The organism is Rhizobium sp. AN73 (assembly GCF_030757975.1).
GTDB lineage: Bacteria > Pseudomonadota > Alphaproteobacteria > Rhizobiales > Rhizobiaceae > Agrobacterium > Agrobacterium arsenijevicii.
In genome coordinates this window covers 1,187,855-1,200,407 of sequence record NZ_JARWME010000002.1, presented here as the reverse complement: position 1 = coordinate 1,200,407, position 12,553 = coordinate 1,187,855, and the positions used below count along the sequence as shown (strand labels likewise).

10 protein-coding genes are annotated in these 12,553 nt (G+C 59.6%); 8 read left to right on the top strand and 2 right to left on the bottom strand.

Going from position 1 to position 12,553, the window contains the following annotated elements; genetic code table 11:
* Positions 1-123: 123 nt before the first annotated feature.
* The 5 genes from RBH10_RS15885 (at position 124) to hflX (ending at position 7,125) form a co-directional block, all read left to right on the top strand.
* The gene (locus RBH10_RS15885; RefSeq protein WP_281036543.1) at positions 124-2,385 is read left to right on the top strand and encodes a PAS domain-containing sensor histidine kinase; all 2,262 of its coding nucleotides are present in this window, start codon (positions 124-126) and stop codon (positions 2,383-2,385) included.
* Positions 2,375-3,739, top strand: coding sequence for a sigma-54 dependent transcriptional regulator (locus tag RBH10_RS15880; RefSeq protein WP_003512918.1), 1,365 nt, complete (start codon positions 2,375-2,377; stop codon positions 3,737-3,739). Before RBH10_RS15885 ends, RBH10_RS15880 begins: the two co-directional genes overlap by 11 nt.
* A gap of 49 nt (positions 3,740-3,788) precedes the next feature.
* On the top strand, positions 3,789-5,165 hold the full coding sequence (gene trkA / locus RBH10_RS15875; protein ID WP_281036544.1) for a Trk system potassium transporter TrkA: 1,377 nt from the start codon (positions 3,789-3,791) through the stop codon (positions 5,163-5,165).
* A gap of 184 nt (positions 5,166-5,349) precedes the next feature.
* Complete coding sequence (hfq, locus tag RBH10_RS15870) at positions 5,350-5,592, top strand: RNA chaperone Hfq (protein ID WP_003496145.1); 243 nt, start codon at positions 5,350-5,352, stop codon at positions 5,590-5,592.
* A gap of 93 nt (positions 5,593-5,685) precedes the next feature.
* Entirely contained in the window at positions 5,686-7,125 is a 1,440-nt protein-coding gene (gene hflX, locus RBH10_RS15865) for a GTPase HflX (protein ID WP_281036545.1), read from the top strand.
* Positions 7,126-7,326: 201 nt separating this feature from the next.
* Here hflX and mazG read toward each other — a convergent pair whose 3' ends face one another.
* Both mazG and RBH10_RS15855 read right to left on the bottom strand, forming a co-directional pair.
* Positions 7,327-8,172: a nucleoside triphosphate pyrophosphohydrolase gene (gene mazG, locus RBH10_RS15860; RefSeq protein WP_281036546.1), complete on the bottom strand. Its 846-nt coding sequence runs from the start codon at positions 8,170-8,172 to the stop codon at positions 7,327-7,329.
* A 78-nt stretch (positions 8,173-8,250) separates the two neighbouring features.
* Positions 8,251-8,838, bottom strand: a complete 588-nt coding sequence (locus RBH10_RS15855; protein ID WP_306180692.1) for a deaminase — start codon at positions 8,836-8,838, stop codon at positions 8,251-8,253.
* 261 nt (positions 8,839-9,099) lie between these two features.
* Here RBH10_RS15855 and cysG point away from each other — a divergent pair, with 261 nt between their 5' ends.
* From cysG to RBH10_RS15840, 3 genes are read left to right on the top strand one after another with little or no spacing between them, the layout of a single operon-like run.
* Positions 9,100-10,563: a siroheme synthase CysG gene (gene cysG, locus RBH10_RS15850; protein ID WP_281036548.1), complete on the top strand. Its 1,464-nt coding sequence runs from the start codon at positions 9,100-9,102 to the stop codon at positions 10,561-10,563.
* Positions 10,556-10,870 (top strand): DUF2849 domain-containing protein, encoded by a 315-nt coding sequence (locus tag RBH10_RS15845; RefSeq protein ID WP_020012470.1) that lies wholly within the window; start codon positions 10,556-10,558, stop codon positions 10,868-10,870. Before cysG ends, RBH10_RS15845 begins: the two co-directional genes overlap by 8 nt.
* An 8-nt stretch (positions 10,871-10,878) precedes the next feature.
* Complete coding sequence (locus RBH10_RS15840) at positions 10,879-12,549, top strand: nitrite/sulfite reductase (protein ID WP_281036549.1); 1,671 nt, start codon at positions 10,879-10,881, stop codon at positions 12,547-12,549.
* Positions 12,550-12,553: the final 4 nt, after the last annotated feature.

Below are 12,553 nucleotides of genomic sequence, written 5' to 3'. Positions count from 1 at the left end.
TTGCATTTTCGCCACATTGTGTTGCTTGGAAAACACTAGGATGGAGAGAGATTCGCCGGCACGAGGCGGATTCACCCATTTTCGCAAATGTGGTGCTGGCTAGTCAGCGATTGGGAGAAATGCATGCGGAAACCCGCCGCCGAAAAAGCCGTTGCCGAAGACGCAGCGGGAATGGTGGTAGCCGATCGCAGGATGTCTTTCGCTCTGCCGGGGCTGGTGCTTGCCGGCGTCGCCCTTATTTGCGCCATCCTCACCCTCTTCGTGCTTCTGGGCGTGACGCCGATTGCGCCGACATCGAATGTCGTCATCGCCTCTGTTGTCATCAACTCGATCTTCGTGATCGGGCTGATGTTCCTCATCGGCCGGGAAATCAACCGCCTGCTGAAGGCGCGCAAAAAGGGCAGGGCAGCTGCTCGCCTGCACGTCCGCATCGTTGTGCTGTTTTCCATCGTGGCGATCACGCCGGCCGTTCTCGTCGCCATCTTCGCCAGTCTGACGCTGAATGTCGGTCTCGACCGCTGGTTCTCCCTCCGTACCCAGTCGATCGTCGATTCCTCCAGCAATATCGCCCAGGCCTATATGATGGAGAATGCCGGTTATCTTCAGGGCCAGACCCTGTCGATGGCAACCGACCTCGACCGCAACCGCGCACTGTTCTATCTCGACCGCACTGGCTTCGTTGATTTGATGACCCGTCAGGCCAAGGGCCGTGGCCTTCTTGGTGCGTTTCTGGTGCAGGAAGACGGTGACGCGGTCGCGCAGGCCGATATCAAGACGGAAAAGCCGCTTCCCGCCATCCCGCACGATGCGCTCGAAAAGGCTGCTGCCGGTCAACCGACCCTTATTCCGCCTGGTATTACCAATCTCGTCGGTGCCATCATCAAGCTTGAGGGCATCAACGGCACCTTCCTTTACACCGTGCGCGCCGTCGATCCCAAGGTGATGGGCGCGATGCGGCTGATGGAGGAGAACCGCGCCGAATACAAGGCGATGGAAGCGGGCCGCGCGCCGCTGCAGATCGCCTTTGCGATCCTCTATCTCGGTTTCGCGCTGATCGTGCTTCTCGCGGCGATCTGGACGGCGATTGCTGTCGCCGACCGCATCGTGCGACCGATCCGTCTTCTCATCAGCGCCGCAGACAGTGTTGCTACCGGCAATATGCATGTGCTGGTTCCCGTTCGCGCCGTTGATGGCGACGTCGGGCGTCTGTCGCGCACCTTCAACAAGATGGTCTCGGAACTGCGCAGCCAGCAGGAGCAGATCATTGAGGCGAAAGACGATATCGACGATCGCCGCCGCTTTATCGAGGCGGTGCTGTCGGGCGTTACCGCCGCCGTCATCGGTGTTGACGAGAACCGCAAGATCACCATCGTCAATCCTTCGGGCGAAGAGTTCCTGGCGCAGACCTCCGAGCAGCTTATCGGCGCGGAACTGTCGGAGATTGCGCCTGAGATCGAAGAAGTCGTCACCGAGGCCAACACCTGGTCGCGTGGCAACTTCCGCAAGCAGATCAACATCATGCGACGCGGCAAGGAGCGTACCCTCAATGTGCAGGTGACGCGCGAGGATGCCCGCGACAGCCGCGACAGCTACGTCATCACGCTCGACGACATCACCGATCTCGTCATCGCCCAGCGCTCGACCGCATGGTCCGACGTTGCGCGGCGCATCGCCCACGAGATCAAGAACCCGCTGACGCCGATCCAGCTTTCCGCCGAGCGCATCAAGCGCCGTTTCGGCAAGCAGATCGATGAAAGCGACCGCGCCGTTTTCGACCAGTGTACGGATACCATCGTCCGGCAGGTTGGAGACATCGGCCGCATGGTGGACGAGTTCTCGGCCTTTGCGCGCATGCCGAAACCGACGAAGGAAAAGTCGGACCTGCGTTCGATTTTGAAGGACGCGGCATTCCTGCGCGAAATCAGCGCCGCCGACACGAAATTTACGACGGAGCTGGGTGACATTCCGCTGGAGGGCATGTTCGATGCCCGCATGCTGGGACAGGCCTTCGGCAACCTCATCAAGAATGCGACGGAAGCGATCGAGGCGGTGGAAGGCGAAAAGCGGCCGGGTAAAATCCTGGTGCGTGCATCCTTCGATGAAGCCAACTCCCGTTTCGTGGCTGATATCATCGACAATGGCCGCGGCCTGCCCGTCGAGAACCGTCACCGCATTCTCGAACCCTATATGACGATGCGGGATAAGGGCACGGGCCTCGGCCTCGCCATCGTCAAGAAGATCATTGAAGAGCATGGCGGATATCTGGAACTCCACGATGCCCCGCCGGAGTTCGACCATGGCCACGGCGCCATGATCAGAGTGCTGCTGCCCTATATCGAGGCGGTCGGCGGCAAAAATAACAAGGAAGCAGCATATGGCGTCTGATATTCTGGTCGTGGATGACGAAGCGGATATTCGCGAAATCGTGGCGGGTATTCTTTCCGACGAGGGCCACGAGACGCGTATGGCGTTCGACAGCGACAGTGCGCTGGCCGCCATTTCGGAACGCGTGCCGCGTCTGATCTTTCTCGACATCTGGATGCAGGGGTCGAAACTCGACGGTCTGGCGCTGCTGGACGAGATCAAGAGCCGCCACCCCGATATTCCGGTGGTCATGATTTCCGGTCACGGCAACATCGAAACCGCCGTCAACGCCATCAAGCGCGGTGCGTTCGATTTCATCGAAAAGCCGTTCAAGGCGGACCGCCTTATCCTGATTGCCGAACGGGCGCTGGAAAACTCCAAGCTGAAGCGCGAGGTTCAGGAACTCAAGAAGCGCACCGGTGATGCGGTTGAACTCGTCGGCGCGTCGCTCGCGGTTTCGCAGCTTCGCCAGACCATTGACCGGGTAGCGCCGACCAACAGCCGCATCATGATCCTCGGCCCCTCCGGTTCCGGCAAGGAACTGGTGGCGCGCATGGTGCACAAGAAATCCTCGCGGGCCACCGGGCCTTTCGTGGCGCTGAATGCCGCGACGATTACGCCCGACCGCATGGAAATTGCGCTGTTCGGCACGGAAGGCCTGCCCGGACAGCCCCGCAAGGTAGGCGCCTTGGAGGAAGCCCATCGCGGCGTTCTTTATCTCGATGAAGTCGGTGAAATGCCGCGCGAAACGCAGAATAAGATCCTGCGCGTGCTGGTCGACCAGCAATTCGAGCGTGTCGGCGGCGGCAAGCGGGTGAAGGTGGATGTACGCATCATTTCCTCGACGGCCCATCACCTCGAAAGCCTGATCGCCGAAGGCCAGTTCCGCGAAGATCTCTATCATCGTCTCGCCGTGGTGCCGGTGAAGGTACCGGCGCTGTCGGAGCGGCGTGAGGATATTCCTTTCCTCGTCGACATGTTCATGCGGCAGATTTCCGAGCAGGCCGGCATCCGTCCGCGCAAAATCGGCGATGACGCCATGGCCGTTCTCCAGACGCATGACTGGCCGGGCAACATCCGCCAGCTTCGCAACAATATCGAGCGGCTGATGATTCTGGCGCGTCCCGAGGGCGGCGAAGCGCCGATCTCGGCCGACATGCTGCCGGCGGATATCGGCGACATGCTGCCGAAGATTTCGGCGCAGGGTGACCAACACATCATGACCCTGCCGCTGCGTGAGGCGCGTGAAATGTTCGAGCGGGACTATCTGGTCGCCCAGATCAACCGTTTCGGCGGCAATATTTCGCGAACGGCGGAATTTGTCGGCATGGAAAGATCGGCACTGCATCGCAAACTGAAATCTCTCGGCGTATAAGAGACGAAGGCCAAGTCGCCGTAATCGATTATTCCGTCAGAGAGACAGTATGAAAGTTATCATTTGCGGCGCAGGGCAGGTGGGTTACGGCATCGCAGAGCAATTGTCGCGTGAGGATAACGAAATATCGGTGATCGATACCGCCGCGTCGCTCATTGCCGCCATCACCGAGACGCTGGATGTGCGCGGTTATGTCGGTCATGGCGCCCATCCCGACATGCTGGCGAAGGCTGGTGCGGATCAGGCCGACATGATCATCGCCGTGACCTTGCATGACGAGATCAACATCGTCGCCTGCGAGGTGGCGCATGCGCTGTTCAGTGTGCCGACCAAGATCGCCCGTATCCGCGACCAGAGCTATCTGAAGCCGGAATATGCCGATCTCTTTAGCCGCGAGAACATGTCGATCGACGTGACGATTTCGCCGGAAGTCGAAGTCGGCAAGATGGTGCTCAGGCGCATCGCCTTTCCGGGCGCCACCGATGTCGTGCGTTTCGCCGACGATACGATCTTTATGCTGGCGATCGAATGTATGGAGGACTGCCCGGTCATCAACACGCCGCTGCAGCAGCTTTCCAACCTCTTTCCGGACCTGATCGCGACGGTGGTGGGCGTCTACCGGAACGGCGTCCTCAAGGTCACGCATTCCTCCGAACAGTTGCGGGCGGGCGATCTCGCCTATGTGATCTGTCAGCGCCAGCATGCCCGCCGTACCCTCAGCCTCTTCGGCCACGAGGAACAGGAGGCGCAGCGCATCGTGATCGCGGGTGCCGGCAATATCGGCCACTTCGTCGCCCACAAGATCGAGGAGATGCAGCCGAAAACGCGGGTGAAGATCATCGAGGCGGATCGGGACAGGGCTGTTGCCGCATCCGAGCAGCTCAGCAACACCATCGTCATGCACGGTTCGGCGCTGGACCAGAAGATTCTGATGCAGGCCGACATTCAGGATGCGGACCTGATCGTGACGCTTACCAACAACGACCAGACCAATATTCTGGCGGCCGTGATGGCCAAGCAGCTCGGCTGCAAATCCAACCTTGCGTTGTTGAACAGCTCGTCCTTTCACGATGTCGCGGCATCGCTCGGTCTCGATGCCTATATCAACCCAAGGGCCGTCACCATTTCGCGTGTTCTCCAGCATGTGCGCAAGGGCCGCATTCGTTCGGTTTACGCCGTCCAGCGCGGGTCGGCGGAGGTGATCGAAGCGGAGGCGCTGGAGACGTCGCCGCTGGTCGGCCAGTCATTCCGTGACATCGATATGCCTGATGGTGTGCGCATCGGCGCGATCTATCGCGACGGCGTGGTGATACGCCCGGATGGCAGCACGAAAATCAAGGCGAAAGACCGCGTCGTGCTGTTTGCATCCGCCGATGCGGTGCGCGACGTGGAACAGCTTTTCCGGGTTTCGATACAATATTTCTGACTGTTTCGGATCGAAAAAGCGGGTCAATACTTGTACTCATTCGGCTGTTTTCGCCGTTGCGGAACAGGGCACGATTTGATACCAGAGGTGCTGGTCAGCCAAGCGGGGGACAAGACTTGGTCGGCTTATTATTGATTGATTATTTTCCGGTATCCCTGCCGGCAAAAAAGAAAGAAGCGGCGCCATGGCGGAACGTTCTCAAAACCTTCAGGATCTTTTCCTCAATACCGTTCGTAAGCAAAAGATTTCGCTCACGATTTTTCTGATCAACGGCGTCAAGCTGACGGGCGTTGTCACATCCTTCGACAATTTCTGCGTGCTTTTGCGCCGTGACGGTCACTCGCAGCTTGTCTACAAGCATGCGATCTCCACCATCATGCCCGGCCAGCCGATGCAGATGTTCGAGAGTGAAGAAGGCGCGGCCTGATCCGGCTCCCTCAACGGTATCTTCGACATAAGCTGACCCGGACCGGGAACATTTCCGGTCCTATCAGGTTAATCCCGATAGTCGCCCGCACCGATGCGGTCGGCTACAATTTCCTTTCTTGATAAGGCTGAGCCAATTACGACGCGCGACACCTCGAACGAATCGATCATTCCCGAGCAGGAAAAACACCGCGACGACATGCATGCGGTGGTTATCGTGCCTGTCCTCAAGCAGCAACGCGAAAGTCGCGATGCAGCCGTGGGTCCGGTTTCTCCGGTGCGGTCTGTCGAAGCCAAGCTTGAGGAAGCAAAGGGGCTGGCGCTCGCCATCGATCTTGAGGTGACTCAAGGGCTCATCGTGCCGGTCAACCAGCCGCGCCCGGCCACATTGTTCGGAACCGGCAAGATCGAGGAAATCGGTCATCTCCTGGATGAAACCAATTCCGGTCTGGTGATCGTCGATCATCCCTTGACGCCGGTGCAGCAGCGCAATCTTGAAAAACAATGGAATGCCAAGGTCATCGACCGGACCGGTCTCATCCTTGAAATCTTCGGCCGCCGTGCTTCCACCAAGGAAGGCACGCTGCAGGTCGATCTGGCACACCTGAACTACCAGAAGGGCCGCCTCGTCAGAAGCTGGACCCACCTTGAACGCCAGCGCGGTGGTGCGGGCTTCATGGGTGGTCCGGGTGAAACGCAGATCGAGGCCGACCGCCGACTGCTGCAGGATCGTATCGTCAAGCTGGAACGCGAGCTGGAGCAGGTGGTGCGTACCCGCCAGCTTCACCGCGCCAAGCGCCGCAAGGTGCCACACCCGATCGTGGCGCTGGTCGGCTACACCAACGCCGGCAAATCCACGCTGTTCAACCGCATCACCGGTGCTGGCGTCCTGGCGGAAGACATGCTGTTCGCCACGCTCGATCCGACATTGCGCCGCATGAAGCTGCCGCATGGCCGCACGGTCATCCTGTCCGACACGGTCGGTTTCATCTCCGATCTGCCGACGCATCTGGTCGCTGCCTTCCGCGCGACGCTGGAAGAGGTGCTCGAGGCCGATCTCGTTCTGCATGTGCGCGATATGTCCGATCCGGACAATGCCGCCCAGTCGGCGGATGTGCTGCGCATTCTCGGCGATCTCGGCATTGACGAGAAGGAAGCTGAAAAGCGCATCATCGAGGTCTGGAACAAGGTCGATCGTCTCGAACCGGAAGCGCATGACGCCATCATCGAGCGTGCCGAAGGCCGCGCCAATATTCGTGCTGTTTCAGCCGTTACGGGCGAGGGCGTCGATGCCCTGATGGATGAGATTTCGGGGCGTCTGTCCGGTGTCCTGACGGAAACGACCGTTGTCCTCTCCGTCGAGCAATTGCCGCTGATCTCCTGGGTCTACAGCAATTCCATCGTCGACAGCCGTGAAGACCATGAGGACGGATCGGTTGCGCTCGATGTGCGGCTGTCGGAGGCGCAGGCCACCGAACTGGAACGGAAGCTCGGCAAGGCAACCGTCCGCGAGCGGGAAGACTGGGAGCAGTAAGCGCTCCGAGAACGATGGCGGAGCTTACCTCACACTCGACGTCATCCTCGGCCTTGTGCCGAGGATCTGCCAACCTCTCGTAAAATCGATACGTCGCAGATGCTCGGGACAGGCCCGAGCATGACGACGGAGAGGCTTCGGCCTTCGTTACCAGTCTAGGGGAGCGCCGGGCGCTCTTACTTTTCCGGCATATCCAAGTGATCAGGACAAAACCGTGTCGAGCGAGCGTTCGATGCGTTTCGCCGCTTGCCACAGGTCTTCCATTCGCTCAAGGCTCGCCTCTTGCAGCGTCTCGCCATTTTCGGTGAGCGACGTTTCTATGTGATTGAAACGCCTGCGGAATTTCGTATTGGTGCCACGCAGCGCGTCTTCGGGGTCTGCCTTGACGTGGCGGCCGATATTGACGAGCGCGAAGATAAGATCGCCGAGTTCGTCCGAAACCTTCTCCGGTTTCCCCTCGGCCATCGCCTCGCGCAGTTCGGCTATCTCTTCCTCGATCTTGTCGAGAATGGGAGCGGGATCCGACCAGTCGAAACCGGCGCGTGCGGCCTGTTCCTGTAGCTTCAGAGCCTCGGTCAGCGCCGGCTGGCTGCGCTGCACGCCGCCCAGAAAACCGGCCTTGAAATCCTCGGTAATACCCCGGCGGGCGCGGCGCTCTGCCCGTTCGCGTTTTTCCTCGGCCTTGATCTGGTCCCATTGCAGCTTGACGCTCTCAGGCGTATCGGCACCAGAGACAGCGAAGACATGCGGATGGCGGCGGATCATTTTCGAGGTGACGGCCTCAACCACGTCGCCAAAGGCGAATTCGCCCCGTTCCTCGGCAATGCGGGAATGGAAGACCACCTGCAACAACAGGTCGCCCAGCTCATCGCAGAGATCGTCCATATCCTTGCGCTCAATCGCGTCGGCAACTTCGTAAGCCTCTTCGATGGTGTAGGGCTTGATCGTCTCGAAGGTCTGGACGACGTCCCAGGGGCAACCGGTTTCCGGCTGGCGCAGGGCTTCCATGATCTCGATCAGGCGGGAAATATCCTTCAAGGCTTCCATAGTGTCTCAAACCTTCATTCTTTGTTTTTACGCATTGTCCTGATGGAAAACCGCTACGCAGTTTTCCTGGTAGTGCTCTTAATTCAGCGGAATGTCGTTGCCGCTCTTTGACGACTGGTAGTTACGGGAAAGATCGTCATACGCGGCTTTGATACGGGCCGTCTGCGCCTTCAGTTTGCTTTTCAGCGGATCGTCCTCACTCTCCACCAGATCGGCGATGAAGAAAGAGTTCCAGAAGGCGTTGTTGCGGCGATATCCACCCGGCTCCAGCCCGAAAACTTCCTTGAGGATTTTCAGGTCGTGCGGGATGGCGAAAGCGTCGCGCAGATCCTCGTGGCTGAAAAAGGAGTAGAAATTGTCGAAGCCCGCCCAAGTGATGGCGGACATGCACATGGTGCAAGGTTCATGGGTGGAAAGGAAAATCAGCTCCTTGGTATTCGGTTTTTCGCCCAGTTCGTAAAACCGTTTCAGCGCATGCACTTCGCCATGCCAGAGCGGGTTTTCCAGCTCGTTATTCGTCTCGGCGATCACCAGCGACAGGTCGGATTTGCGCAGGATCGCCGCACCGAACACCTTGTTTCCAAGGCTGACGCCGCGCGCCGTCAAGGGCAGGATATCGTGTTCGATGACATCGAGAAGACGGGCGGCGATGGTGGAATTGGTCAAGGGTCTGATCCTTCGTGCCGCTTTACCGGAAGCGGTTTTCGCATGGAGAAATCGACGAAAATGGTCCTCTCTTGTTCGGCGCGAGGGCCTGGTTTGTCAAGGGATTCTCAGCGGATTCCCATGCCTCAGACAGGGGCGAAAAACGGCTGCCGGTTGGTTTTCCTCAAAAACAGGGGTCTTCGAGAAATAAAAATCCAGGTGCCGGAAAGGCTTGAATTTCTGTTTCTTCAATCTTGCACCGCAATGCGGGATATATGTCCAATGCACAACGAACATGATTTTTCCGCAGCTGGCGACCGCCTTTCTACCTTCCCCGCTTTCTTCCGGGTTGAGGGACGGCAGGTTGCTGTTTTCGGCAATGGCGACGAAGCTTTTGCGAAGGTTAGGCTCCTTGCCAACACCAATGCGCATATCGTTGCCTATGCCGACCAGCCGGAAACGGATTTTTCGCGCTATCTCAACGAAAATCGTATCGATCATCGAGCTCAGGGTTTCGCCAGCAAGTTGATCGAAGGCGCAACGCTGGTTTTTGCCGCCACCGGAGACGAGGCGCTGGACCGCGAGATCGTTACGGCTGCACGCGCGAAGAAAATCCCCGCCAATGCGGTGGATCAGCCGGAATTCTGCGATTTCTTCACGCCGGCGATTGTCGCCCGCGCGCCCGTCGCCATCGCCATCGGCACCGAAGGGGCAGGGCCGGTTCTTGCCCAGATGATCCGCGCGCGTATCGACCAGATGCTCTCGCCGTCGCTTGGCAAACTTGCGCGCCTTGCCGTGCAATATCGTGACGCCGCCGAGCAGAATGTTCCCAAGGGAGCCTTGCGGCGCAATTTCTGGCGGCGGTTTTTTTCCGGCGCTGTCGCGGATGCTGTTGCCCTCGGCGATACGCTTTCCGCCCGCGATGCCGCTGACCGTCTGCTGCAATCGCCCGAACGCAGCGAAGGCCGTGTCTGGCTTGTCGGCGCCGGTCCGGGTGCTGAAGACCTGTTGACGCTGCGCGCGCAGCGCGTGCTGATGGAGGCCGACGTCATCGTTTATGATGCGCTGGTGCCGCAGGCGATCGTCGATATGGGCCGCCGCGATGCCGAAAGGTTGTCTGTCGGCAAGCGCAAGGGCTGCCATACGAAGTCGCAGGACGAAATCAACCGCCTGCTGGTGCGTCTCGGCAAGGACGGCAAGCGCGTCGTTCGCCTCAAATCCGGTGATCCGCTGGTCTATGGCCGGGCGGGCGAGGAAATGGCGGCGCTGCGCAATGCCGGTATCGGCTACGAGATCGTGCCCGGCATCACCTCCGCCTTCGCCGCCGCTGCGGATTTCGAATTGCCGCTGACGTTGCGCGGTGTCGCCTCGTCGCTGATTTTCACCACCGGCCACGATCTGACCGGCGATGTCTTGCCCGATTGGGCACGTCTCGCCGTTTCCGGCGCCACCATTGCCGTCTATATGGGCCGCAGCGTTGCAGCCTCGGTCGCGACAAGGCTGATCGAGGCAGGTCTCGGCGTGGAAACGACTGTGGCCGTCATCGAAAATGCCAGCCGCGCGGATCGCCGCCTGCTGCATGGCACATTGAACGATCTGCCCGACCTCGAACATCGCGATGAACTGACCGGTCCGGTCATGGTCATCATCGGCGATGCGGTGGCGGGCGCCAATTTCGGCAGGTCCGAGGCGCTTGCGCTTGGCTCAAAGCCAGCGAACCTCAAACGGGAGTATGCAAATGGCTGACAAGGTTTTGACCGCCAACCGCCTGGGCGATGGTATCGCCGTCTGGCTCGACGCCAATGGCGAATGGACGGAGAACCTGCAGGGTGCGATCGTTGCGCGCCATGCGGAGGCCGTTGCGTCGTTCGAGGAAATCGGCAAGCGCGATTTTTCCGCCAACAAGGTCGTCGACGTGAATATCGTCGATGTCATTGAGGAGAACGGCAAGCTTTGGCCGACCCGTCTTCGCGAGCGCATTCGCGCCGCTGGCCCGACCATGCACTATGCCAACGGCTTCAAGCCGGCCGATGCAGCATTTATCGCAGTCTGAGGAAGAATATGTACCGTTACGACGAATTCGATCACGCATTTGTTGAAGGCCGCGTGGCACAGTTTCGCGATCAGGTAGAGCGCCGGCTGTCCGGCGAGCTGGCCGAGGACGCGTTCAAGCCGCTGCGCCTGATGAACGGCGTATACCTCCAGCTCCATGCCTACATGCTGCGCGTCGCCATTCCCTACGGTACGCTGAATTCCAAGCAGATGCGGATGCTGGCCCATATCGCCCGCAAATATGACCGGGGTTATGGCCACTTCACCACCCGCCAGAACATCCAGTACAACTGGCCGCGCCTTTCCGACACGCCGGATATCCTGTCCGAACTGGCGAGCGTGGAAATGCATGCGCTGCAGACTTCAGGCAACTGCATTCGCAACGTGACGGCCGATCATTTCGCCGGTGCTGCTGCAGACGAAGTCGCCGATCCGCGTCCCTATGCGGAAATTCTGCGCCAATGGTCTTCCGTACATCCGGAATTCTCGTTCCTGCCGCGCAAGTTCAAGATCGCGGTAACGGGTGCCGAGCGCGATCGCGCCGCCATTCAGGTTCACGATATCGGCTTGCACCTGAAAAAGAACGACAAGGGCGAGATCGGTTTTGCCGTTTATGTCGGTGGCGGTCAGGGCCGCACGCCAATGATCGCCAAGAAGATCCGCGATTTCCTGCCGGAAGAGGACCTCTTGTCCTACACCACGGCTGTGATGCGCGTTTATAACCTGCACGGCCGCCGTGACAACAAGTACAAGGCGCGCATCAAGATCCTCGTGCACGAGACGGGTGCGGAAGAGCTGGCCCGTCAGGTCGAGGTAGAATTCGCGGAACTGAAAAACACCGAATTGAAGCTGCCGGATGCGGATATCGCGGCGATCACCGCCTATTTCGCGCCGCCGGCATTGCAGGACCGCCCCGAGGGATGGGAAAGCCTGGCGCGCTGGAAGCGGGCGGATGAGGGTTTTGCCCGCTTCGTCGAGCAGAACGTTGCACCGCACAAACATCCCGATTACGGCATGGTGACGATCTCGCTGAAGCCGATCGGCGGCATTCCCGGCGACGCGACCGACGAGCAGATGGAACTCGTCGCCGACATTGCTGCGGAATACGCCTTTGACGAAATCCGCATCAGCCACGAGCAGAACATCATCCTGCCGCATGTGGCGCTGGCCGATCTCGAACCGGTCTATCGCGCGCTGGTGGGCGCGGGGCTCGCCACCGCCAATGCCGGGCTGATCACCGATATCATTGCCTGTCCCGGGCTGGACTATTGCGCGCTTGCCAATGCGCGCTCCATTCCGCTGGCGCAGGAAATCTCCACCCGTTTCGGCGCGCATGAGCGTCAGTTGGAAATCGGTGAGCTGAAGATCAAGATTTCCGGCTGCATCAATGCCTGCGGCCACCACCATGTCGGCCATATCGGCCTTCTGGGCGTGGAAAAGAAGGGTGCCGAACTCTACCAGATCACGCTTGGCGGGTCGGGCGACGAAAATACCTCGATCGGCGAGATCATCGGTCGCGGTTTCGAGCCGGAAAAAGTGACCGACGCGGTGGAAACCATCGTCGACACCTATCTGGGCTTGCGCCTTTCGAAGGAAGAGAACTTCCTCGAAGCCTATCGCCGTGTCGGACCGCAGCCTTTCAAGGATGCGCTCTACGGTTCCGCCGCTGAAGCCGCCTGAGGAG

Bases quoted from the DNA above. Each gene is read 5' to 3' on its own strand.
- RBH10_RS15885 (WP_281036543.1), top strand. From the start codon at position 124: ATGCGGAAACCCGCCGCCGAAAAAGCCGTTGCCGAAGACGCAGCGGGA.
- RBH10_RS15880 (WP_003512918.1), top strand. From the start codon at position 2,375: ATGGCGTCTGATATTCTGGTCGTGGATGACGAAGCGGATATTCGCGAA.
- trkA (WP_281036544.1), top strand. From the start codon at position 3,789: ATGAAAGTTATCATTTGCGGCGCAGGGCAGGTGGGTTACGGCATCGCA.
- hfq (WP_003496145.1), top strand. From the start codon at position 5,350: ATGGCGGAACGTTCTCAAAACCTTCAGGATCTTTTCCTCAATACCGTT.
- hflX (WP_281036545.1), top strand. From the start codon at position 5,686: ATGCGGTCGGCTACAATTTCCTTTCTTGATAAGGCTGAGCCAATTACG.
- mazG (WP_281036546.1), bottom strand. From the start codon at position 8,172: ATGGAAGCCTTGAAGGATATTTCCCGCCTGATCGAGATCATGGAAGCC.
- cysG (WP_281036548.1), top strand. From the start codon at position 9,100: ATGCACAACGAACATGATTTTTCCGCAGCTGGCGACCGCCTTTCTACC.
- RBH10_RS15845 (WP_020012470.1), top strand. From the start codon at position 10,556: ATGGCTGACAAGGTTTTGACCGCCAACCGCCTGGGCGATGGTATCGCC.
- RBH10_RS15840 (WP_281036549.1), top strand. From the start codon at position 10,879: ATGTACCGTTACGACGAATTCGATCACGCATTTGTTGAAGGCCGCGTG.